19 protein-coding genes are annotated in these 22,422 nt (G+C 70.8%); 10 read left to right on the top strand and 9 right to left on the bottom strand.

All coding sequences use genetic code 11. The features are described 5' to 3' along the window. The first annotated feature begins 23 nt into the window (after positions 1-23). The 6 genes from ACSHXN_RS19375 (at position 24) to ACSHXN_RS19400 (ending at position 8,345) form a co-directional block, all read left to right on the top strand. A complete protein-coding gene (locus ACSHXN_RS19375; protein ID WP_355131192.1) occupies positions 24-2,405 on the top strand; it encodes a bifunctional SulP family inorganic anion transporter/carbonic anhydrase in 2,382 nt (793 codons plus the stop codon). Between the two features lie 288 nt (positions 2,406-2,693). After that, a complete protein-coding gene (gene acs, locus ACSHXN_RS19380) occupies positions 2,694-4,691 on the top strand; it encodes an acetate--CoA ligase (protein WP_438303411.1) in 1,998 nt (665 codons plus the stop codon). 276 nt (positions 4,692-4,967) lie between these two features. After that, the gene (gene nhaA, locus ACSHXN_RS19385) at positions 4,968-6,437 is read left to right on the top strand and encodes a Na+/H+ antiporter NhaA (RefSeq protein ID WP_438303412.1); all 1,470 of its coding nucleotides are present in this window, start codon (positions 4,968-4,970) and stop codon (positions 6,435-6,437) included. A 124-nt stretch (positions 6,438-6,561) separates the two neighbouring features. Next, positions 6,562-7,041 (top strand): phage holin family protein, encoded by a 480-nt coding sequence (locus ACSHXN_RS19390; protein WP_355131198.1) that lies wholly within the window; start codon positions 6,562-6,564, stop codon positions 7,039-7,041. Beyond that, positions 7,038-7,976: an alpha/beta fold hydrolase gene (locus tag ACSHXN_RS19395; RefSeq protein ID WP_059133601.1), complete on the top strand. Its 939-nt coding sequence runs from the start codon at positions 7,038-7,040 to the stop codon at positions 7,974-7,976. The genes ACSHXN_RS19390 and ACSHXN_RS19395 overlap by 4 nt, the downstream gene beginning before the upstream one ends. Positions 7,977-8,165: 189 nt before the next feature. Next, a complete protein-coding gene (locus ACSHXN_RS19400; RefSeq protein WP_355131200.1) occupies positions 8,166-8,345 on the top strand; it encodes a hypothetical protein in 180 nt (59 codons plus the stop codon). A gap of 48 nt (positions 8,346-8,393) precedes the next feature. Here ACSHXN_RS19400 and ACSHXN_RS19405 read toward each other — a convergent pair whose 3' ends face one another. The 3 genes from ACSHXN_RS19405 to nth form a co-directional block, all read right to left on the bottom strand. Further along, complete coding sequence (locus ACSHXN_RS19405) at positions 8,394-9,593, bottom strand: MarP family serine protease (RefSeq protein ID WP_355131202.1); 1,200 nt, start codon at positions 9,591-9,593, stop codon at positions 8,394-8,396. 120 nt (positions 9,594-9,713) lie between these two features. Continuing rightward, entirely contained in the window at positions 9,714-10,421 is a 708-nt protein-coding gene (locus tag ACSHXN_RS19410; RefSeq protein WP_355131204.1) for an NUDIX hydrolase, read from the bottom strand. A gap of 136 nt (positions 10,422-10,557) precedes the next feature. Continuing rightward, a complete protein-coding gene (gene nth, locus ACSHXN_RS19415) occupies positions 10,558-11,604 on the bottom strand; it encodes an endonuclease III (protein ID WP_438303414.1) in 1,047 nt (348 codons plus the stop codon). A gap of 446 nt (positions 11,605-12,050) precedes the next feature. Between nth and ACSHXN_RS19420 the strand changes: the two genes are divergently transcribed. Beyond that, a complete protein-coding gene (locus ACSHXN_RS19420; protein WP_030573597.1) occupies positions 12,051-12,725 on the top strand; it encodes a Crp/Fnr family transcriptional regulator in 675 nt (224 codons plus the stop codon). Between the two features lie 372 nt (positions 12,726-13,097). Here ACSHXN_RS19420 and ACSHXN_RS19425 read toward each other — a convergent pair whose 3' ends face one another. From ACSHXN_RS19425 to ACSHXN_RS19440, 4 genes are all read right to left on the bottom strand, one after another. After that, positions 13,098-13,928, bottom strand: coding sequence for an MBL fold metallo-hydrolase (locus ACSHXN_RS19425; RefSeq protein ID WP_355131208.1), 831 nt, complete (start codon positions 13,926-13,928; stop codon positions 13,098-13,100). Positions 13,929-13,953: 25 nt separating this feature from the next. Beyond that, complete coding sequence (locus tag ACSHXN_RS19430; RefSeq protein ID WP_355795112.1) at positions 13,954-14,826, bottom strand: NUDIX hydrolase; 873 nt, start codon at positions 14,824-14,826, stop codon at positions 13,954-13,956. Between the two features lie 147 nt (positions 14,827-14,973). Beyond that, positions 14,974-15,441, bottom strand: coding sequence for a RidA family protein (locus tag ACSHXN_RS19435; protein ID WP_355131210.1), 468 nt, complete (start codon positions 15,439-15,441; stop codon positions 14,974-14,976). Then, positions 15,438-15,599 carry a DUF4177 domain-containing protein gene (locus ACSHXN_RS19440; protein WP_003975360.1) on the bottom strand — a complete coding sequence of 54 codons (162 nt, stop codon included), beginning with the start codon at positions 15,597-15,599 and terminating at the stop codon, positions 15,438-15,440. The genes ACSHXN_RS19435 and ACSHXN_RS19440 overlap by 4 nt, the downstream gene beginning before the upstream one ends. Before the next feature lie 139 nt (positions 15,600-15,738). Between ACSHXN_RS19440 and ACSHXN_RS19445 the strand changes: the two genes are divergently transcribed. Together ACSHXN_RS19445 and ACSHXN_RS19450 are read left to right on the top strand one after the other, a co-directional pair. Further along, complete coding sequence (locus tag ACSHXN_RS19445; RefSeq protein ID WP_438303415.1) at positions 15,739-16,716, top strand: ArsA family ATPase; 978 nt, start codon at positions 15,739-15,741, stop codon at positions 16,714-16,716. Beyond that, positions 16,713-18,101, top strand: a complete 1,389-nt coding sequence (locus tag ACSHXN_RS19450) for an ArsA family ATPase (RefSeq protein WP_355131214.1) — start codon at positions 16,713-16,715, stop codon at positions 18,099-18,101. The genes ACSHXN_RS19445 and ACSHXN_RS19450 overlap by 4 nt, the downstream gene beginning before the upstream one ends. Positions 18,102-18,658: 557 nt before the next feature. On the opposite strand, the gene wblA is transcribed toward ACSHXN_RS19450, so the two are convergent. Continuing rightward, the gene (wblA, locus tag ACSHXN_RS19455) at positions 18,659-18,997 is read right to left on the bottom strand and encodes a transcriptional regulator WblA (RefSeq protein WP_059133594.1); all 339 of its coding nucleotides are present in this window, start codon (positions 18,995-18,997) and stop codon (positions 18,659-18,661) included. 408 nt (positions 18,998-19,405) lie between these two features. Here wblA and ACSHXN_RS19460 point away from each other — a divergent pair, with 408 nt between their 5' ends. Further along, positions 19,406-21,697 (top strand): transglycosylase domain-containing protein, encoded by a 2,292-nt coding sequence (locus ACSHXN_RS19460; RefSeq protein ID WP_383354156.1) that lies wholly within the window; start codon positions 19,406-19,408, stop codon positions 21,695-21,697. A 124-nt stretch (positions 21,698-21,821) separates the two neighbouring features. On the opposite strand, the gene ACSHXN_RS19465 is transcribed toward ACSHXN_RS19460, so the two are convergent. Next, entirely contained in the window at positions 21,822-22,289 is a 468-nt protein-coding gene (locus tag ACSHXN_RS19465) for a GatB/YqeY domain-containing protein (protein WP_355131217.1), read from the bottom strand. Positions 22,290-22,422: the final 133 nt, after the last annotated feature.

The following is a 22,422-nucleotide window of genomic DNA, read 5'->3' on the forward strand; positions in this document are numbered from 1 at the left end:
CCACACCGGAGGAGACGGGAACCATGCCCGCCTGCGTCCCTGCCCGCGCCGCCGACTCGACTCGGACGAAGCGTGTGCACCAGCCCCACAGTCCGCCGCCGACCCGACCCCGCCGCTTCCGTGTCGCGGGTGCCGACCTGTCGGCCTCGATCGCGGTCTTCCTGATCGCCCTCCCCCTGTCCCTCGGCATCGCCCTCGCCACCGGCGCCCCGCTCCAGTCCGGCCTCGTGGCCGCGGCCGTCGGCGGCATCGTCGTCGGACGGCTCGGCGGCTCCCCGCTCCAGGTCAGCGGGCCCGCCGCCGGACTCACCGTGGTCACCGCCGACCTCATCCACCGCTACGGATGGCGTACGACATGCGCCATCACCGTCCTCGCCGGGCTCGCCCAACTGGGCCTCGGCTGCCTGCGCGTGGCACGTACGGCGCTCGCCGTCAGCCCCGCGATCGTGCACGGCATGCTCGCCGGTATCGGCGTCACCATCGCCGTCGCCCAGCTGCACATCGTGCTCGGGGGCACCCCGCAGAGCGCCGTCCTCGACAATCTCACCGCGCTGCCCGCCCAGTTGGCCCGTCTGCAACCGGCCGCGGTCTCGATGAGCGTGCTGACCCTGACCCTCCTGCTGGCCTGGCCGCGGCTTCCCGGACGTGCGGGACAGCTCCTGCGCAGGATCCCCGCCGCGCTCGTCGCCGTCGCCGGGGCCACCGTGACCGCCTCGTTCGCCGGGCTCACCCTGCCCAAGGTCGAGCTGCCGTCCTGGCGCAGCCACGCGCTTGCCGGACTGCCCGAGGGTCCCGTGCTCGGCGTCGCCGCCGCCGTCCTCACCATCACGCTGGTGTGCAGCGTCCAGTCGCTGCTCGGCGCGGTTGCGGTGGACAAACTGGCGGCCGGGCGCCACCCCCACATGGGCCGTTCCGACCTGGACCGCGAACTGCTCGGGCAGGGCGCCGCGAACATCGTCTCGGGGACACTGGGCGGACTGCCGCTCGCGGGCGTGGCCGTCAGGAGTTCGGCCAATGTGCAGGCCGGCGCGATCAGCCGGAACTCCACGATGCTGCACGGCGTCTGGGTCGTGGCGGCCGCACTGGTGATGGTCCCGCTGCTCGAGCTGATCCCCCTCGCCTCGCTCGCCGCCCTGGTGATGGCCGTGGGCGTCCAGATGGTGTCCCTGCACCACATCCGCACGGTCACCCGCCACCGAGAGGTCCTGGTCTACGTCGTCACCACGCTCGGCGTCGTCTTCCTGGACGTTCTGCAGGGCGTGGCGCTGGGGGTCGCCGCCGCCGTGGGCGTCGCCCTGCACCGACTCGCCCGCACCCGCATCACGCACGAGGAGCGGGAGGCGGTCCATCACGTACGTGTCCGGGGCCAGTTGACGTTCCTCGCGGTGCCCCGGCTCACCCGCGCCCTGCACCTGGTGCCCGCTGGAGCGGACGCCGTCGTGGAGCTCGACGGGTCGTTCATGGACCACGCGACGTACGAGACGCTGCAGGACTGGCAGCGGACACATCGCGCCCGCGGCGGCACGGTCGCCCTGACCGGCCGAGCGGGAACACCCATCACGATGCCGTCGCCGGACTCCGCCGCGCGCACCGGGGCCCGGGAACCGCTGGAGGCGTCCACCTGCCGGTGCAGGCCCTGGACACCGTGGCGCAACCACCAGTGCGAGCAGCCGCCGACGGCGCCGCCCGAGGGTGATCCGGGTGCGCCGGACGGCGGATCGGGACCGAGCGGGGAACAACTCGCGCGAGGAATCAGCGCCTTCCAGCGGAACACCGCGCCACTGGTGCGCGGCGAGCTGGCCCGGCTGGCGCGCGAGGGCCAACGGCCGTCGCAGCTCTTTCTGACCTGCGCCGACTCACGGCTCGTGACATCGATGATCACCTCCAGCGGACCCGGTGACCTCTTCGTCGTCCGCAATGTCGGCAACCTGGTGCCGCTGCCCGGCGAGGAGAGCGGCGACGACTCGGTGGGGGCCGCCATCGAGTACGCCGTGGACGTCCTGAAGGTGCGGTCCATCACGGTGTGCGGGCACTCCGGGTGCGGCGCGATGCAGGCGCTGATCGGTTCCGGGGCGAACGGCGGGAACACCCCGCTGCGGCGCTGGTTGCGGCACGGGCGGCCCGGCCTGGAGCGGATGACCGACACCGGGCGCCCACTGCCCCGGATCGCCGGGCGGCAGCCCGCCGACGCGATCGAGCAGCTGTGTCTGACCAACGTGGTGCAGCAGTTGGAGCACCTGCGGGCGCACGAGTCCGTCGCCCGGGCGCTCGATGAGACCGCGCTCGAACTGCACGGAATGTACTTCCACGTCGGCGAGGCACAGGCGTATCTGCTCGACCCGTCCGAAGAGGGCGGTGTCTTCGGGCAGGTGGGGGCGGCCGGGGAGCTGCGCAGCCCCGCTTGACGGACCGTGCGGTGCGGGGTCCGGCCGTCCGGGCCCCGCACCGTCATGTCCGCCGTGGACCGGCAGGGCCCGGCCGTCGGGCCGTCGCCCTGCCCGCCGCACGGGTCGAACGCCGGCGACCCGCACGATGCGCCGCCTTCCCTCCCGGGCGGCAGGTGCGAACATCACCGGATGAACCAGGCCGGCGGAGCATACGTGACCTCAGGTGACCTGGTCGACGACAGCCCGCAACAGGTCTAAACCAATTTCCGGTCGGCCCTTGTCACCGAGCCCCCGGTCTGATGAGCTGTGGCACGGGACACAACGGACACCCTGGGAAAGGGAGATGTCGTGAGCAACGAAAGCCTGGCCAACCTGCTCAAGGAAGAGCGCAGGTTCGCGCCCCCCGCCGACCTGGCCGCGGGCGCCAACGTCACGGCGGAGGCGTACGAACAGGCCAAGGCTGACAGGCTCGGCTTCTGGGCCGAGCAGGCCCGGCGGCTGACCTGGGCCGTGGAGCCCACCGAGACCCTCGACTGGACGAACCCGCCCTTCGCCAAGTGGTTCAAGGACGGCAAGCTGAACGTCGCGTACAACTGCGTCGACCGGCACGTCGAGGCCGGCCACGGCGACCGCGTCGCGATCCACTTCGAGGGCGAGCCCGGCGACAGCCGCGCCATCACCTACGCCGAGCTCAAGGACGAGGTCTCCAAGGCCGCGAACGCACTGCTGGAGCTGGGGGTCCAGAAGGGCGACCGGGTCGCCGTCTACATGCCGATGATCCCCGAGACCGCGGTCGCGATGCTGGCCTGCGCCCGCATCGGAGCCGCGCACTCCGTCGTCTTCGGCGGCTTCTCGGCCGACGCCCTCGCCACCCGCATCAAGGACGCCGACGCCAAGGTCGTCATCACCTCCGACGGCGGCTACCGCCGCGGCAAGCCGTCCGCGCTCAAGCCGGCCGTCGACGACGCCATCGAGCGCGTGGACAACGTCGAGCACGTACTCGTCGTACGCCGCACGGGCCAGGAGGTCGCCTGGACCGAGGGCCGGGACGTGTGGTGGCACGAGATCGTCGAGCGGCAGTCGGCGGAGCACACGCCCGAGGCGTTCGACGCCGAGCACCCGCTGTTCATCCTGTACACGTCCGGGACGACGGGTAAGCCCAAGGGCATCCTGCACACCTCCGGCGGCTACCTCACCCAGACGTCCTACACGCACCACGCCGTTTTCGACCTCAAGCCCGAGACCGACGTGTACTGGTGCACCGCGGACGTCGGCTGGGTCACCGGGCACTCCTACATCGTGTACGGGCCGCTGGCGAACGGCGCGACCCAGGTCATGTACGAGGGCACGCCCGACACCCCGCACCAGGGCCGGTTCTGGGAGATCGTGCAGAAGTACGGGGTCACGATCCTGTACACGGCGCCGACGGCGATCCGCACGTTCATGAAGTGGGGCGACGACATCCCCGCGAAGTTCGACCTGAGCAGCCTGCGTGTGCTCGGTTCCGTCGGTGAGCCGATCAACCCCGAGGCGTGGATCTGGTACCGCAAGCACATCGGCGCCGACCGCACGCCGATCGTGGACACCTGGTGGCAGACCGAGACCGGCGCGATGATGATCTCGCCGCTGCCGGGCGTCACGGAGACCAAGCCCGGGTCGGCTCAGCGGGCGCTGCCGGGCATCTCCGCCACCGTGGTCGACGACGAGGCGAACGAGGTGCCGAACGGCGGCGGTGGCTATCTCGTGCTCACCGAGCCGTGGCCGTCGATGCTGCGCACCATCTGGGGGGACGACCAGCGGTTCATCGACACGTACTGGTCGCGCTTCGAGGGCAAGTACTTCGCCGGGGACGGCGCGAAGAAGGACGACGACGGGGACATCTGGCTCCTCGGCCGCGTCGACGACGTGATGCTCGTCTCCGGCCACAACATCTCGACCACGGAGGTCGAGTCGGCGCTGGTGTCGCACCCGGCGGTCGCGGAGGCGGCGGTCGTGGGCGCGGCGGACGAGACGACGGGGCAGGCGATCGTGGCCTTCGTGATCCTGCGGGGCACGGCGTCCGAGGACGAGAACCTGGTCGCCGAGCTGCGCAACCACGTCGGTGCGACGCTGGGGCCGATCGCCAAGCCGAAGCGGATCCTTCCGGTGGGCGAGCTGCCGAAGACCCGGTCCGGAAAGATCATGCGGCGTCTGCTGCGTGACGTCGCCGAGAACCGTCAGCTCGGAGACGTCACGACGCTGACCGACTCGACCGTCATGGACCTCATCCAGGCGAAGCTGCCCGCGGCGCCCAGCGAGGACTGAGCGGTCCCTGTGCGTCCGAAGGGGCCCCGGCACAGCGCCGGGGCCCCTTCTTCACGGGCGTTCTTCCCGGTCCCCGCGGCCTTGTCCGCCCAGGCCCACGTGGTCCGCGCCGCTCCCGCCCACGGGGCACCTCAGCCGCTCTCGCCCGAAACGTGCGCTTCGCGATCGTCATACTCAGGTAAAATGGTCGGCTCAAGGTGTGCCGGGAAGTCTGGTCGGCAAGCCGTCCGCGTGTGACGGCCGTCAGCATTCGTACCGACCCGGAGGTCCGTCGCCGTGGCCGCGCCCAGCACCCGCACCCGTACGTTCTTCGGCCGCCTCCCCCTGCCCGAACGGACCTACGTCGCGAACGCGCTGCGCACCGAGACCGTCGGCGGTGTGCTGCTCCTGCTGGCGGCGGTCGTGGCGCTGCTGTGGGCCAACCTGCCCCTGCTGCACGGCAGCCACGAAAGCCTGAGTCACCACCACGTGGGCCCCGCCGCCCTCGGGCTGCACCTGTCCGTCCAGCACTGGACCGCCGACGGCCTCCTCGCGGTCTTCTTCTTCGTCGCCGGGATCGAGCTCAAGCGCGAGCTGGTCGCGGGCGATCTACGGGACCGCCGCGCCGCGGTGCTCCCCGTCGTCGCCGCGCTCTGCGGCATGGCCGCTCCCGCCGCCGTCTACGCCCTCACAGCCGCCGCCGGCGGCGGCTCCTTCACGGGCTGGGCGGTGCCCACGGCCACCGACATCGCCTTCGCCCTCGCGGTGCTGGCGGTGATCGGCACCTCACTGCCGTCCGCCCTGCGCGCCTTCCTGCTCACCCTCGCCGTCGTGGACGACCTGTTCGCGATCCTGATCATCGCGGTCTTCTTCACGGCCCAGGTGGACTTCGCGGCGCTCGGCGGTGCCGTCGCCGGGCTCGTGGTGTTCTGGATCCTGCTGCGCAAGGGGGTACGCGGCTGGTACGTGTACGTCCCGCTCGCCCTGGTCGTCTGGGGCCTGATGCTCAACAGCGGCGTCCACGCCACCATCGCCGGCGTGGCCATGGGGCTGATGCTGCGTTGCCACCGCCACGAGGACGAGCAACACTCCCCCGGCGAGCACATCGAACATCTCGTACGGCCGCTGTCGGCGGGCCTTGCGGTGCCGCTGTTCGCCCTGTTCAACGCGGGCGTGGCCATCTCCGGTGCGGCACTCGCGGATGTGTTCACCGAACCGGTGACGCTCGGCGTCGTGCTGGGTCTCGTCGTCGGCAAGACGGTCGGCATCTTCGGCGGTACGTGGCTGACGGTCCGTTTCACACGGGCCTCCCTCGGGGAGGGCCTCGCCTGGGCGGACGTGTTCGCGGTCGCCTCGCTCGCGGGAATCGGCTTCACCGTCTCCCTGCTCATCGGCGAACTCGCGTTTGCCGGCGATGCCGCGCTCACCGGCGAGGTCAAGGCCTCCGTCCTCGCCGGATCGCTGATCGCGACCGCCTGCGCGAGTGTGCTGCTGAGGGTACGGAACGCCAAGTACCGCACCCTGTGCGCCGACGAGGAGCGCGACGGCCTCGACGGCGTTTCGGACCACCACGAGGAGGGCGACCCGGCGGACCGCCCGCGCATCGCGGGGTTCCTCGAGCGCGAGGCCGCAGAGCACGCAGGGCCCGCGGCATGCAAGGCCGCCGAGCGGGGGAACCGGGCCGGGCCGGGAACGGGACGTCCGGCGGAGGCGGGAGGGAGCCGGCGGCCGAAGTCCGGCGCAGACCGGTCACCGGAGGGTGAGTAGGGCAAGCGTGCCGAAGTGGTGGGCGGGGCAAGCGCGGAGAACCACCGTCCGGCATGATCTGACACATCCACAGAATTCCGCAGCCTAGGCAAAGCGGACACACGCAGAGAACAGGGAGACCGCGATGAGCGCACCCGACGGCAGCCCGGTCGGCGCCGAACGCAGCATCGGCCAGCTGTTCGCCTCGGCGACGACCGAAATGTCCGCGCTGGTGCACGACGAGATCGCCCTGGCGAAGGCCCAGCTCAAGCGGGACGTCAAGCGTGGCGCGACGAGCGGAGGCGCGTTCTCGGCCGCGGGCGCCGTACTGCTGTTCTCCCTGCCCATGCTGAACTTCGCGCTGGCGTACGGGATCCGGACGTGGAGCGGCTGGAACATGGCCGTCTGCTTCCTGCTGTCCTTCGCCGCCAACGTCCTGGTCGCCGGACTGCTCGCGCTCATCGGCCTGCTCTTCGCGAAGAAGGCCAAGAAGAGCAAGGGGCCGCAGAAGGTCGCCGCGTCGATGAAGGAGAGCGCCGGGGTGCTGCAGCACGCCAAGCCGCACCCCCGTCAGCCGAGCCCGGCCGACAAGGACGCCGCCGCTGTGGCACGCTCGTCCTCATGACGGACCCCGCCCCCCATTCGGCGCAACCTACCTCGGTCGTGCGTCCCGACGGGCCCTGGACGCATCGGGACGTCGCCGCCAACGGCGCGCGTTTCCACATCGCGGAGCTGGGCGACGGACCCCTGGTGCTGCTGCTGCACGGCTTCCCCCAGTTCTGGTGGACCTGGCGGCATCAGCTGACGGCGCTCGCCGACGCGGGCTTCAGGGCCGTGGCGATGGATCTGCGCGGAGTGGGAGGCAGCGACCGCACACCGCGCGGTTACGACCCCGCGAACCTGGCGCTCGACATCACCGGCGTCGTACGGTCCCTGGGCGAGCCGGACGCCGCACTCGTCGGCCACGACCTGGGCGGTTATCTCGCCTGGACGGCGGCCGCCATGCGCCCCAAGCTCGTCCGCCGGCTGGTGGTCTCCTCGATGCCGCACCCGAGGCGCTGGCGCTCGGCGATGCTCGGCGACGTCAAGCAGACGACAGCGGGGTCCTACATCTGGGGCTTCCAGCGGCCCTGGATCCCCGAGCGCAGACTCACCGCCGACGACGCCGCTCTGGTCGGACGGCTGATCCGGGACTGGTCGGGGCCGCACCTGCCCGACGACGAGGCCGTCGACACCTACCGGCGCGCCATGAGCATCCCCTCGACGGCGCATTGCTCGATCGAGCCGTACCGCTGGATGGTGCGCTCCCTGGCCCGGCCCGACGGCATCCAGTTCAACCGGCGTATGAAGCGCCCCGTGCGGGTGCCCACACTGCATCTGCACGGATCACTTGACCCCGTGATGCGCACACGCAGCGCGGCCGGATCGGGTGAGTACGTCGAGGCGCCGTACCGCTGGCGGCTGTTCGACGGACTCGGGCACTTCCCGCACGAGGAGGACCCGGTGGCCTTCTCCTCCGAGCTGATCAACTGGCTCAAGGACCCCGAACCCGACCGCTGATCCGGCCCCGGTACGCCGCGGCTCCGGACGGCCGTCCGGAGGAATCCGACCCCGTTCAGTGACGCCCCGGACGCGCCCGGTATCCAGGCAGGAACGCCTGTTCCCCGAACAGCCACATGCCTGCCGCATAGGCCAATTGGGCGGCATGAGGGCGGTTATCGACCTTGGGGCGGGGGCAGACGTCCGGGTATGGGCTGGACGCACGACTACAGTGACGTAGCACGCACTCGCCGCTCGGCCGCCGCGCCGGGCTCCCGCCAGGGGGGCGCTCCGCAACTCGCGGGCACCGACCCCCGCGTGGGCATCCCGCACATCCTTCGCCGCCGGGCCCGCTGGGTCTCGGTACGTCTGCGTCACCCGCGCGGCTGAGTCCGCCCCCGTCGAACCGGCCGACGACGGCTGCACCGCTTCTGCGCCTCAGAGCGCACAGCTGTCGCTGTCCACCTGCTGGTTCGCGGCACGGCCTCTGGCGATGTCCTCCTGGACCTCGTCCGCGGTGAGCGCGTAGCCCGTATTGGCATCGTCGAGGGACTTGGCGAAGACCACCCCGTAGACCCTGCCTTCGGGGGTGAGCAGCGGGCCGCCGGAGTTGCCCTGCCGCACGGTGGCGTACAGCGAGTACACATCACGGCGGACCGTGCCACGGTGGTAGATGTCGGGGCCGTTGGCCGTGATGCGACCGCGGACACGGGCGGGCTGGACGTTGTACGAGCCGTTCTCCGGGAAGCCCGCGACGATGGCGTTGTTGCCGCCGGACGCGTCCGCGGACGTGAACTTCAGTGCGGGCGCGTTCAGATCGGGCACGTCGAGTACGGCGATGTCGCGCCGCCAGTCGTAGAGGACCACCTTCGCGTCGTACCGCCGGCCCTCGCCGCCTATCTGGACGGTGGGTTCGTCGACCCCGCCGACCACGTGCGCGTTGGTCATCACACGGCGCTCGCCGAAGACGAACCCGGTGCCTTCGAGCACCTTGCCGCAACTCTGTGCGGTGCCCATGACCTTGACGATGGACCGCTGGGCGCGCGTGGCGACCGCGCTCGACGCCAGGGCCGGGTCGGGGGGCCGGACCTCGGTGATGGGTTCGTTCGCGAAGGGGCTGAAGACCTGCGGGAAGCCGTTCTGCGCGAGGACCGTGGAGAAGTCGGCGAACCAGGTGTCCGCCTGCGTGGGCAGGGCCCGGGAGACGCCGAGGAGCACCTTGGAGCCGCGGACCTCCTTGCCGAGCGTCGGCAGCGTCGTGCCGGCGAGGGCCGAACCGATCAGCCAGGCGACCAGGAGCATCGCCACCACGTTGACGAGGGCGCCGCCGGTCGCGTCCAGGGCACGGGCCGGAGACCAGGTGATGTACCGGCGCAGCTTGTTGCCGAGGTGGGTGGTCAGGGCCTGGCCGATGGAGGCGCAGACGATGACCACGACGACGGCGACGACGGCGACCGTCGTGCTCACCTTGTGGTCGCCGGTCGCCTTGTCCCACAGGAAGGGAAGCAGATAGACGGCGACGAGACCGCCGCCGAGGAAGCCGATCACCGACAGGATGCCGACGACAAAACCCTGGCGATAGCCGACGATCGCGAACCACACGGCGGCGACCAGCAACAGGATGTCCAGCACGTTCAATGCTTCCAGCCTCGCCTCATCACGTTCGGTCCGCCCTCGTCCGGCCGGGGATCCCGGCCCTCGCACGGCGGCAATGGGGCACGGCGGCACCCTGGGACACACAGCACGGGGGCCACCTTGTCATGCGCGCCAGTCGAGCGGGACCTGCTTGTCGCGGTCCCAGGGGCGCTCCCACCCCGCGAAGTGCAGCAGACGGTCGATGACGCCGGCCGTGAAGCCCCAGACAAGGGCCGATTCGACCAGGAATGCCGGACCTCGGTGGCCGCTGGGATGGACGGTGGTGGCTCTGTTGGCCGGGTCCGTGAGATCCGCCACGGGGACCGTGAACACCCGCGCCGTCTCGTTCGGATCGACGACGCCGATCGGGCTCTTCTGCCGCCACCAGCCGAGAACGGGGGTCACGACGAAGCTGCTGACCGGGATGTACAGCTTGGGGAGCACACCGAAGAGCTGGACGCCGCCCGGATCGAGTCCGGTCTCCTCCTCGGCCTCGCGCAGCGCCGCCCGCAGCGGCCCCTCGGCCCGCGGGTCGCCGTCCTCGGGGTCAAGGGCGCCGCCCGGGAACGCGGGCTGGCCGGCGTGCGAGCGCAGCGAGCCGGCGCGCTCCATCAGCAGCAGCTCGGGACCGCGGTCGCCCTCACCGAAGAGGATCAGCACGGCGGACTGCCGCCCCGCGCCGTCCTCCGGCGGCAGAAAGCGGCTGAGCTGCAGCGGCTCGACGGTCTGCACGACCCTTAAGACCGGGTCCAGCCATTCGGGCAGACCCTCCGTGTTCAGCCGACCGCCGTCCGTACCGTTCATGTGGTCCGTGTTGCTCGCGTGCGTCATCGCCACCCCCGTTCTGCCGGTCCCAACGCCTGCGGGGCCTTGGATCGTTCCGCACGTCCCTCGTGCGGGTGTCCCGGCCTGCGGCCTGCCGGACAAGGTCCCCCTCCTGGGTGCCGCGCGTGTCCGCGCCGGCACCTCACCCGGCCCCCAGGGGTGGGGCCGGCTTTCCGCCCGCGTCCAGATAGGCCTGCGGGGGCTTCAGCCGCTGACCCGGGAAGCCGCCCTTCTCGTACTTGAGCAGCTTCTTCGCCTTCTCGGGGTCCGTCTCGCCCTCGCCGTAGGCGGGGCAGAGCGGGGCGATCGGGCAGGCGCCGCAGGCCGGCTTGCGGGCATGGCAGATCCGGCGACCGTGGAAGATCACGTGGTGCGAGAGCATGGTCCAGTCGCTCTTCGGGAACAGCGCGCCGACGGCGGCCTCGATCTTGTCGGGGTCGGTCTGATCGGTCCACTGCCACCGGCGTACGAGCCGCTGGAAATGGGTGTCGACCGTGATGCCGGGGTGACCGAAGGCGTTGCCCAGCACCACGAAGGCCGTCTTCCGGCCGACGCCGGGGAGCTTGACGAGGTCCTCCACGTTGTCCGGCACCTCGCCGCCGAACTGCTCCACCAGGGCCTTGGAGAGCCCGATCGCCGACTTCGTCTTGGCCCGGAAGAAGCCGGTCGGGCGCAGGATCTCCTCGACCTCCTCGGGATTGGCCGCGGCGAGGTCCTCGGGAGCGGGGTACCGGGCGAAGAGCGCCGGAGTCGTCTGGTTCACCCGCAGGTCGGTGGTCTGCGCGGACAGGACCGTCGCGACGATCAGCTGGAAGGGGCTCTCGAAGTCCAGCTCCGGGTGGGCGTAGGGATACACCTCGGCGAGCTCACGATCGATACGGCGGGCGCGACGGACCAGAGCGGTGCGCGACTCGTTCCCGGGGGGCTTCGTGGCGATGGTCTTCGCGGGTGCGGCGTCCTTCACTGCGATCGTGGTCTTCTCGGCGACGACTTCCGGACGAGCGGTCTTCTTCGTCCCGGTGGCCTTCCTCGTCGCCGTGGCCTTCTTCGCGGCCGTGGCCTTCTTGATCGCGGTCTTCGCGGGAGCCGTTTTCTCGGAAGCCGCCTTCTTGGACGTCGTGGAGGCCGGCTTTGCCGCCGCCTTCCTGGAAGCGGCCGCCGGCTTTCCGGCAGCGGCGCCTGAAGGCACGGCCGTCCCGGCAGCGCCCTTCCCGGCGGCCGCCTTCTTCGCAGGGGCCTTCTCGGCAGCGGCCTTCTTCGCCGCCGGCTTCCTGGCAGGCTGCCGCGGCGACGCCTCCTCGGGCGCCGCTTTTGTCGACTTTGAACTTTTCCTTCCGCCACCAGGGTCTTGTTCGCCCACAGCGGAATCCCGACGTACAGCCACCTGCCCGGCCCCCTCGGCCTGTGCTCTCACCGGCGTTTTGGACACCCGGCCAGCCTAAAGCCCGGCGCCGACATCCGCCCCGGAGCCGGCGCATCAGCCCCCGATCGGACCCCTGCCGCGTACCCCGGGGCGTCGGTGCGGCATCCTTGTGACAGATCACACTGTTCGGATCGTCCGGCAAAATGGGGAACACGGTCCCCTGGTACGTGGGGGAACGAGATCCCCTGAGCAGGTCGACAAGGAGAGAACTCGTGGACGACGTTCTGCGGCGCGCCCCGCTCTTCGCGGCGCTCGATGACGAGCAGGCCGCGGAGCTCCGCGCCTCCATGAGTGAGGTGACCCTCGCCCGCGGCGACTCACTGTTCCACGAGGGCGACCCCGGTGACCGCCTCTACGTGGTCATGGAGGGCAAGGTCAAGCTTCACCGCACCTCCCCCGACGGCCGCGAGAACATGCTCGCGGTCCTCGGCCCCGGCGAGCTCATCGGCGAGCTGTCGCTCTTCGACCCCGGCCCGCGTACCGCCACCGCGACCGCGCTGACCGAGGTCAAGCTGCTGGGCCTCGGGCACGGCGACCTCCAGCCGTGGCTGAACGCACGCCCCGAGGTGGCCGCCGCGCTGCTGCGTGCCGTCGCACGGCGCCTGCGCAAGACCAACGACCAGATGTCCGACCTGGTCTTCTCGGACGTCCCCGGCCGGGTCGCCCGGGCGCTGCTCGACCTCTCCCGGCGGTTCGGAGTGCAGTCCGAAGAGGGCATCCACGTCGTGCACGACCTCACGCAGGAGGAGCTGGCCCAGCTGGTCGGCGCGTCCCGCGAGACGGTCAACAAGGCGCTGGCGGACTTCGCCGGGCGCGGCTGGCTCCGTCTGGAGGCACGCGCGGTGATCCTGCTGGACGTGGAGCGGCTGGCCAAGCGCTCACGCTGAGTCCGGGACGCCGGATCCGGCCCCGCACAACGACCACCGGGCCCCGCCTCTGGAGAGGCGGGGCCCGTCGTCGTGCGGCCGGCGGGGCCGCCGCGACCCGGGCCCCGGAACCGTTCACCGTCGGGTGACGGGCACAGCCGACACATGGTCGGCGGCTGCGGGCAGGACACGGGCCCCGAAGGGCCGAGGGGTCGCCGCGTACCCCGCGAGCGGCGGAGCGGATGCACTCGGCGGCCGTGCTCCCGCGCGAGCCGAACGGCGGTCCGGCCGTCCCGGCGCTCCGTCGGGGGCCCTTGACCCTCGCTCAGGAGCACGCGCCCGTGCACGGCGTCAGGGTGCCGTGCTCCCAGGAACTCTGATCGGGCGAAACCTTCAGATCAGCCCGTGTTCCCTCAGATAGTCCAGCTGCGCCCGCACGGACAGCTCCGCCGCCGGCCACAGGGAGCGGTCCACGTCCGCGTACACATGGGCCACGACCTCGTCCGGTGCGCGATGGCCGTTCTCGACGGCCGTCTCGACCTGCGCGAGCCGGTGGGCGCGGTGGGCGAGGTAGTACTCGACGGCACCCTGCGCGTCCTCCAGGACGGGCCCGTGACCGGGCAGCACGGTGTGGACGCCGTCGTCCACCGTCAGCGACCTGAGCCGGCGCAGGGAGTCCAGATAGTCCCCCAGACGGCCGTCTGGGTGCGCCACGACCGTCGTGCCGCGGCCCAGGACGGTGTCCCCCGTCAGGACGGCCCGGTCGGCGGGGAGGTGGAAGCACAGGGAGTCGGCGGTGTGGCCCGGCGTCGGCACGACGCGCAGCTCCAGGCCGCCGACCGTGACGACGTCCCCGTGACCGAGGCCCTCGTCGCCGAGCCGGAGCGCCGGGTCCAGGGCCCGCACCCCCGTACCGGTCAACTCGGCGAACCGTACGGCGCCCTCCGCGTGGTCGGGATGGCCGTGCGTGAGAAGCGTGAGCGCGATCCGCTTGCCGGACTTCTCCGCCGTGTCGATCACATGCCGCAGATGGCCGTCGTCGAGCGGACCGGGGTCGATCACCACGGCGAGTTCGGAGTCGGGCTCGGAGACGATCCACGTGTTCGTGCCGTCGAGTGTCATCGGCGAGGCGTTGGGGGCGAGGACGTTCACCGCGCGCGCGGTCGCGGGACCCGAGAGGACCCCGCCGCGCGGCTGTCCGGGGAGAGCTGTGGCGTCCGTCATGCGCCGCCACCTTCCTTCGCGTAGGTCATGCGGGCGCTCCCCCCGTCGGGATGTGCTTGGTGAACTCGTCGTGACCGGGCCAGGCCAGCACGACCTCGCCGTTCTCCAGCCGGGCCCGGGCCAGGACCGGGGTCAGGTCACGGCCGGGTGCGGCCTCCAGCGCCTCGGCGGCGCTCGCGTAGGGGACCAGCTGGCGCAGGGTCGCGACGGTGGGCGGCATCATCAGCAGCTCGCCCTTGTCGTACGAGGCCGCCGCCTCGGAGGGCCGGATCCAGACCGTGCGATCGGCCTCCGTGGAGGCGTTGCGGGTGCGCTGGCCCTCCGGGAGTGCCGCCACGAAGAACCACGTGTCGTAGCGGCGGGGTTCGAACTCCGGGGTGATCCAGCGGGTCCACGCGCCGAGCAGGTCGGAACGCAGGACCAGTCCCCTGCGATCGAGGAACTCGGCGAAGGACAGATCGCGGGCGACCAGGGACGCGCGGTCGGCCTCCCAGTCGGCGCCGGTGGTGTCGCCGACGACCGTCCCGGGGGTCGGACCGGCGAGCAGCACACCCGCCTCCTCGTACGTCTCCCGTACGGCGGCACAGACGATCGCCTGGGCGGACGTCTCGTCGACCCCGAGGCGATCCGCCCACCACGCGCGCGTGGGGCCCGTCCAGCCGATCAGGCGGTCGTGGTCGCGCGGGTCGACGCCACCGCCCGGGTAGACGTACGCGCCCCCGGCGAAGGCCATGGAGGCGCGTCTGCGCAGCATGTGGACCGCGGGGGCGCCGTCGTCGGTGTCCCTGAGGAGCATGACGGTGGCCGCGCGCTTCGGGTCGGCCGGGGTGAGCGTGCCCTCCGCGAGCGCGCGGATCCGCTCTGGCCACTCCGGTGGGAACCACTGCCCATTAGCCATGGCCGGAGGCTATCCCGTACTGGGCGGATGTTCGAGTGGCGATGATCGGGCCCCGGCCGCCCCGCCGCCGGACGGGCGCGCTCCTCCGGGCCGGCCACGGGCGGAACCCGGGTTCCGCGCCTGCGGAGCCGTCCCGGAGAGCCCCGACTACGCCTGCGTCAGCTCCACCTGGATCTCCACCTCGACCGGCGCGTCCAGCGGGAGCACCGCCACGCCGACCGCGCTGCGGGCGTGCACACCCTTGTCGCCGAGGACCTCGGCGAGCAGTTCGCTGGCGCCGTTGACGACCCCGGGCTGGCCCGTGAAGTCGGACGCCGACGCCACGAAGCCGACGACCTTCACCACGCGGGCGATGCGGTCGAGGTCGCCGGCCACGGACTTGACCGCGGCGAGGGCGTTCAGCGCGCAGGTACGGGCCAGGTCCTTGGCCTCCTCCGCGGTGACCTCGGCGCCCACCTTGCCGGTCACCGGGAGCTTGCCCTCCACCATGGGCAGCTGGCCGGCGGTGTACACGTACACCCCGGACTGCACGGCCGGCTGGTAGGCCGCGAGCGGCGGCACGACCTCCGGGAGCGTCAGACCCAGTTCGGCCAGCCGGGACTCGACCGCGCTCATGCCTGCTTCTCCCGCTTCAGATAGGCCACAAGCTGCTCCGGGTTGTTCGGGCCGGGCACGACCTGGACGAGCTCCCAGCCGTCCTCGCCCCAGGTGTCCAGAATCTGCTTCGTGGCATGGACGAGCAGCGGCACGGTTGCGTATTCCCACTTGGTCATGGGGCCGACTGTAGCCGCTGCGGCGTGCGGTGCATGTGGCCGCCCGGCACCCCGGAGGGGGCCGCGTACGGCCGACTGTTGCCACAGTTGTCCACAGCCTCCCGCGTAGGCCGCGCGCGGACTGGTTAGGCTCGAAGACGTGAGCAGGCTCCAGGTCGTCAGCGGCAAGGGCGGAACCGGTAAGACAACGGTCTCCGCCGCACTCGCGCTCGCCCTCGCGACCGAGGGCAAGCGCACTCTTCTCGTGGAGGTCGAAGGCAGACAGGGCATCGCACAGCTCTTCGAGACGGAGGCGCTGCCGTACGAGGAACGCAAGATCGCCGTCGCCCCGGGCGGCGGTGAGGTCTACGCGCTCGCGATCGACCCCGAGCTCGCCCTGCTGGACTACCTCCAGATGTTCTACAAGATGGGCGGCGCGGGGCGCGCTCTGAAGAAGCTCGGCGCGATCGACTTCGCCACGACCATCGCGCCCGGCCTCAGGGATGTGCTCCTGACCGGCAAGGCGTGCGAGGCCGTTCGCAGGAAGGACCGGAGCGGCCGTTTCGTCTACGACTACGTGGTGATGGACGCCCCGCCCACGGGACGCGTCACCCGCTTCCTGAACGTGAACGACGAGGTGGCAGGGCTCGCCAAGATCGGCCCGATACACAATCAGGCCCAGGCCGTGATGCGGGTGCTGAAGTCGCGGGAGACGGCCGTGCACCTGGTGACGCTGCTGGAGGAGATGCCCGTCCAGGAGACGGCGGACGGCATCAGCGAACTGCGCTCCGCCAAGCTGCCGGTGGGCCGGATCATCGTGAACATGGTGCGGCCCACGATCCTGAACCAGGCGGACCTCGACCTCGCGCACGCGGTACCGCGGACCGCCGTCGCCAAGTCCCTGTCGGGTGCCGGACTCGGCGGAGCGCGTCGCGGCGGCCTTGCCGAACGGCTGGTGGACCCGCTGCTCCAGCAGGCCGACGAGTACGCGGAGCGCTTCGCGCTCGAGCGCGAACAGCGCGGCGTGCTCACGGAGCTGGGCCTGCCCCTGCACGAACTGCCGCTGCTCGCCGAGGGAATGGACCTCGCGGGCCTGTACGAACTGGCCTCGGAACTGCGTCAGCAAGGGATCTCATGAGCTCGGACCCCTCCCCCACACGCGACGAATCGGCCTCCGCACCGGATGCGGCACTCCTCCACGACACGGGCTCCGTACGCGCGTTGAACCCGGGTCCCGTCCTGGAGGTCGACCCCCTTCTCGACGACCCCGAGACGCGCATCATCGTGTGCTGCGGCTCTGGCGGCGTGGGCAAGACGACCACTGCGGCGGCCCTCGGACTGCGCGCGGCGGAGCGCGGCCGCAAAGTGGTCGTGCTCACCATCGACCCGGCCCGCCGGCTCGCCCAGTCGATGGGCATCGACGCCCTCGACAACACCCCCCGGCGGGTGAAGGGCATCGAGGACACGGCCGGTGGCGAACTGCACGCCATGATGCTCGACATGAAGCGCACCTTCGACGAGATCGTCGAAGGGCACGCGGACCGCGAGCGGGCGGCCGCCATTCTGGGCAACCCCTTCTACCAGTCGCTCTCCGCCGGCTTCGCGGGCACGCAGGAGTACATGGCGATGGAGAAGCTGGGGCAGCTGCGCGCACGGGACGAGTGGGACCTCATCGTCGTCGACACCCCGCCGTCCCGTTCGGCGCTGGACTTCCTCGACGCCCCCAAGCGCCTCGGGTCCTTCCTGGACGGCAAGCTGATCCGGGTCCTGATGGCCCCGGCGAAGGTCGGCGGGCGCGCGGGCATGAAATTCCTGAACGTCGGGATGTCGATGATGACCGGCGCCCTGGGGAAGCTGCTCGGGGGACAGCTCCTGAAGGACGTCCAGACCTTCGTGGCCGCGATGGACACCATGTTCGGCGGGTTCCGCACCCGCGCGGACGCCACGTACAAGCTGCTGCAGGCGCCCGGCACGGCCTTCCTGGTGGTGGCGGCGCCGGAGCGGGACGCGCTGCGGGAGGCGGCGTACTTCGTGGAGCGTCTGGCCGCCGAGGACATGCCGCTGGCCGGCCTGGTGCTCAACCGGGTCCACGGCAGCGGCGCCGTCCAGTTGTCGGCCGAGCGGGCACTTGCCGCTGCGGAAAATCTTGAAGAGCCCCGCATTGTCGATCAGCCTGGCGGGAAAGCTGGACTTCGTAACTCTCCCGACACGTACGACAGTTCATCTTCTCCCGCCTCCGAGGCACCTGAACCCGACGCAGGCTCCCCCGCCGCCACGGACCAGGACCGGAGTGTGGAACAACTCACGGCAGGCCTGTTGAGGCTTCACGCGGAGCGCATGCAGCTGCTCTCCCGCGAACAGCGCACGCGTGACCGCTTCACCGCGCGCCACCCCGAGGTGGCGGTGGCGGAAGTGGCCGCACTGCCCGGTGACGTCCACGACCTCGTGGGACTGCGGGACGTCGGAGACCGGCTCGCGGCCAATCAGGACGAGCGTCCCGAGGAGCACGAAGCACACGGGTAAGGAGCCCTGATCTGACCGAGTCCCTCTGCGAGCCGCACCACACATGAACGTCCCGGCGGGCGGGCGCGGTTGCCGCACCGCTCACCCCCGGACCGCTCCGAAACCGCGAGGCCTTCGGGGCGCGGAGTCGGCACACAGGCTGTGGACGCCGAGTCGCACACACGCGGCCCGGGCGAGCACGCGCTCCCGCTCCGCGAGGGCACAGGCCCCCACGGACACTGTGCACGGATGTCAACGTCCTGGGCGAGGAGTCGTGGCGATCATCCCGGCCGGCTCGGCCGCGAGCGGCGACTGCGCGCGCCGCAGGCCGGGTCAGCCGTGACAGCACGCTCACGCCGACCCTGCCGCATGACGATGCCGGTCGTGACGGCAGCCGTTGTGTGCGGCAGATCTCATGACGTCCCGCGCAGCGGACGCCTTGGGGCGTCGACCGCCGCCGTATCCGCTCTCCGCGGACTCGCCGAGGGCAGGCCGGGGACGACCCGACGCCTCGGGGGAGTCCCCGAAGGCGTCCGCGTCCACCGACCGCTCGAGCCGATCCCGGACCCGGCCGGTCCTCAGCCCACGGCCGCGTAGTTCTCGTACACCTCTTCCTCGTCGAGGGGCAGCAGGCCCGCTCCGCGCTCGTACTCCGTACGCGCGGTCTCCAGCAGGCGACGCCACGAGGTGACGGTCGGCCGCCTGCGCAGCAGTGCGCGGCGTTCCCGCTCCGTCATGCCACCCCACACGCCGAATTCGACGCGGTTGTCCAGCGCATCGGCCAGGCACTCCGTGCGTACCGGGCACCCGGTGCACACCGCCTTGGCCCTGTTCTGCGCTGCTCCTTGAACGAACAGTTCATCCGGATCGGTAGTGCGGCAGGCCGCCTGCGCACTCCAGTCGGTTACCCAGCCCATACCGGCGCCGTCCTCTCCCGAATCGAGGCTCCCCCACGGCGGCAGCGGCATATTCACCGCCGCCAGTTGAGGACGTTACGGAAGGCGGGCACAGCGCAACACCCCCTTCGGGCCCAATCTTGAATGGCCCGAACGGACTATGGGTAAACGGCAGATCACCCGGGGGAGTGAGCTGGGGGTATACGCGACTTTCCCGGCGAACCGGACGATTCAGTTGCGTCACAACGGACGCCGGGTGACACACAAGGCGGATTCGGGCACGCACCCAACAAAAAAGTCGGAAGAACACCGGAACGATTCGGGGTCGCCGGACGTACTTGATACGTGGCCCTACTGCTGTGACAGTTGAGTTCAGCTTAGGCCAATGCCTGTACGCGTGTCCGCCGAATGAGAACGTAGGCTGCCCTCATGCCAAAGAAGCGCTCGGGCGGGGGGACGTCCCCCGTGCAGCAGGCCGCCAAGTTCCTCGGAGTGTGTGTGCTCGCAGGGGCGGTGATGGCCGGCATCGCGCTGCCCGCCGCCGGCGCGCTCGGGCTCGCGGCCAAGGGGTCGGTCAAGGGATTCGACGATATTCCGGCCAATCTGCAGAGCCCTCAGCTCAGCCAGCGCACCACCATCCTGGACAGCCAGGGCGGCCAGATCGCCACGGTCTACTCGCGCGACCGCACGGTGGTGGACCTCAAGGACATCTCGCCGTACATGCAGAAGGCGCTCGTCGCCATCGAGGACTCGCGGTTCTATCAGCACGGCGCGATCGACCTGAAGGGCGTCCTGCGCGCGGTGAACCAGAACGCGCAGAGCGGCGGAGTGGCCCAGGGCGCCTCCACGCTGACCCAGCAGCTGGTGAAGAACTACTTCGTGGAGGAGGCCGGCGACGACCCGACAAAGGTCGCCCAGGCCACCCAGCAGACCGTCGGCCGGAAGATCCGCGAGCTGAAGTACGCGATCCAGATCGAGGAGAAGCTCGGCAAGAAGAAGATCCTCGAGAACTACCTGAACATCACGTTCTTCGGCCAGCAGGCGTACGGCGTCGAGGCCGCCTCCCAGCGGTACTTCTCCAAGCACGCCAAGGACCTGAGCCTGCAGGAGTCCGCGCTGCTCGCGGGCCTCGTCCAGTCACCCACGCGGTACGACCCCGTGAACGACGCGACGGAGGCCAAGAAGCGGCGCGACGTGGTGCTCCAGCGCATGGCCGACGTGCACGACATAACCCAGACCGAGGCCGACAAGGCCAAGGCGACCCCCCTCGGACTGCATGTGAGCCAGCCGAAGAACGGTTGCATCACAGCCGTCAAGGGCGCGGGCTTCTTCTGCGACTACGTCCGCGAGGTGTTCCTGAACAACCCCGCGTTCGGCAACACCCAGGCGGACCGGGCGAAGATCTGGAACCGCGGTGGTCTGACGATCCGCACGACGCTCGACCCGCAGTCGCAGGAGTCGGTGCAGTCGTCCATAAAGGACCACGTCTACAAGAGCGACGAAGTGGCCACGGCCGCGACCATCGTCGAGCCGGGCACGGGCAGGATCCTCGCGATGGGCCAGTCCCGTCCGTACGGCTTCGGCAAGAACGAGACGCAGATCAACCTCTCGGTGGACAAGTCCATGGGCGGCGGCGCGGGCTACCAGCCCGGCTCGACGTTCAAGCCGATCGTGGCCGCGGCCGCCATCGAAGGCGGCAAGCCGGCCACCCAGGAATACCCCTCGCCGTACGAGATGGCGTATCCGAGCCCGGTCTCGATCTGTGACAACAAGGTCTGGAAGGACGACCCGTACAAGCCGACCACGCTGACGAACGAGGACGAGTCGGAGCACGGGCCGTACAGCATGAAGGAGGCGACCGCCAAGTCGGTCAACACCTACTACGTGCAGCTGATCAGCGACATCGGCATCTGCCCGGTGATCGACATGGCCAAGAAGATGGGCGTCAACCGAGCGGACGGCGCGGCGATCAACCAGGCGCCGTCGATCGCGCTCGGCACCCAGGAGATGTCGCCGCTGACGATGGCGAGCGCCTACGCGGCCTTCGCCGACCGCGGCACATACTGCACACCGGTCGCGATCGAGTCCATCACGCAGACCGTCGCCAACCAGAAGAAGTCCCTGCCCGTCCCGAAGACGACGTGCTCGCGCGCGATGTCCGAGACCACCGCCGACACGATCAGCACCCTCCTGAAGGGCGTGGTCGAGGACGGTACGGGTACGGAGGCGGGCCTCGGCAGCCGTCCCAGCGCGGGCAAGACCGGTACGACGGACAACCGCTACGCGGCCTGGTTCGTCGGCTACACGCCGAACATGGCGGGCGCCGTCTGGGTCGGCGACCCGGCCCACAAGCGGCAGATGAAGAGCATCCGCATCGGCGGCGTGTGGAACGACAAGGTCTACGGTGGCCAGGTCCCGGGCCCGATCTGGCGCGACATGATGACGGGCGCGCTGCAGAACAAGCCGGTCGAGAACTTCAACCTCGTCAACATCCCCGACCGACAGGACCGGGGGAACGGCGACGGCCACGGCCACGGTGACGGGCACGGCCGCGGCAACGACAACGGCATCGGCGGCCTGGTCAACGGTGGTCTGACCACCGGAGGCGCCAACGGCGGTCAGACCGGGGGCGGGCTCCCGACGCCTTCCTTCTCCATCCCCGAGGGATGGATCCAGGGGAGCGGAAACGGCGGCAACGGAAACGGCGGACAACGGGGCTAGTCCGCACCGCGGGTCCGCGGCCGTCGGCGCCGCACCGGCGCCGACGTGATGCTCGATACGACGACGGGGCGCTCCTCCTGCGAGGAGCGCCCCGTCGTCGTATCCCCGGTGCGGGGCCCTTCGGTCAGCCGCCCGCGAGCAGCTGCTTGACCACGGCGGCGACGCGACCGCCCTCCGCCTGGCCGGCCACCTTCGGGTTCACGATCTTCATGACCTGGCCCATGGCGCGCGGGCCCTCGGCGCCGGCCGCCTTCGCCTCCTCGACGGCCTGGGCGACGATCTGCCGCAGCTCGTCGTCGGACATCTGCTGGGGCAGATACGTGGCGAGCAGCTCACCCTCCGCCTTCTCCCGCTCGGCCTGCTCGGGGCGGCCGCCCTGCGCGAAGGCGTCCGCGGCCTCGCGGCGCTTCTTCGCCTCGCGGGTGATCACCTTGATGACCTCCTCGTCGGAGAGCTGGCGCTTCTCCTTGCCCGCGACCTCCTCCTTGGTGATCGCGGTGAGCGTCAGCCGGAGCGTCGAGGAGCGGAGCTCGTTGCGCTCCTTGATCGCGGCGTTGAGGTCTTCCTGCAGCTTCGACTTGAGCGTGGTCATGGCTCCGATTGTCGCAGGTGTGACGGCGCGGCCGCCCATTGATTTCCAGGGGGTCGCACGGCCGTCCCCGAACACCCACCGGCAACGGGCCCTCGTCGTCCGCGGGAGCGCTCGCCCGGCGGTCCCCCGTTGT

The sequence above is a fragment of the Streptomyces sp. HUAS TT11 genome, assembly GCF_051553595.1.
Lineage (GTDB): Bacteria > Actinomycetota > Actinomycetes > Streptomycetales > Streptomycetaceae > Streptomyces.

Bases quoted from the DNA above. Each gene is read 5' to 3' on its own strand.
- ACSHXN_RS19375 (WP_355131192.1), top strand. From the start codon at position 24: ATGCCCGCCTGCGTCCCTGCCCGCGCCGCCGACTCGACTCGGACGAAG.
- ACSHXN_RS19390 (WP_355131198.1), top strand. From the start codon at position 6,562: ATGAGCGCACCCGACGGCAGCCCGGTCGGCGCCGAACGCAGCATCGGC.
- ACSHXN_RS19395 (WP_059133601.1), top strand. From the start codon at position 7,038: ATGACGGACCCCGCCCCCCATTCGGCGCAACCTACCTCGGTCGTGCGT.
- ACSHXN_RS19400 (WP_355131200.1), top strand. From the start codon at position 8,166: ATGGGCTGGACGCACGACTACAGTGACGTAGCACGCACTCGCCGCTCG.
- ACSHXN_RS19410 (WP_355131204.1), bottom strand. From the start codon at position 10,421: ATGACGCACGCGAGCAACACGGACCACATGAACGGTACGGACGGCGGT.
- ACSHXN_RS19425 (WP_355131208.1), bottom strand. From the start codon at position 13,928: ATGACGGACGCCACAGCTCTCCCCGGACAGCCGCGCGGCGGGGTCCTC.
- ACSHXN_RS19430 (WP_355795112.1), bottom strand. From the start codon at position 14,826: ATGGCTAATGGGCAGTGGTTCCCACCGGAGTGGCCAGAGCGGATCCGC.
- ACSHXN_RS19435 (WP_355131210.1), bottom strand. From the start codon at position 15,441: ATGAGCGCGGTCGAGTCCCGGCTGGCCGAACTGGGTCTGACGCTCCCG.
- ACSHXN_RS19440 (WP_003975360.1), bottom strand. From the start codon at position 15,599: ATGACCAAGTGGGAATACGCAACCGTGCCGCTGCTCGTCCATGCCACG.
- ACSHXN_RS19450 (WP_355131214.1), top strand. From the start codon at position 16,713: ATGAGCTCGGACCCCTCCCCCACACGCGACGAATCGGCCTCCGCACCG.
- wblA (WP_059133594.1), bottom strand. From the start codon at position 18,997: ATGGGCTGGGTAACCGACTGGAGTGCGCAGGCGGCCTGCCGCACTACC.
- ACSHXN_RS19460 (WP_383354156.1), top strand. From the start codon at position 19,406: ATGCCAAAGAAGCGCTCGGGCGGGGGGACGTCCCCCGTGCAGCAGGCC.
- ACSHXN_RS19465 (WP_355131217.1), bottom strand. From the start codon at position 22,289: ATGACCACGCTCAAGTCGAAGCTGCAGGAAGACCTCAACGCCGCGATC.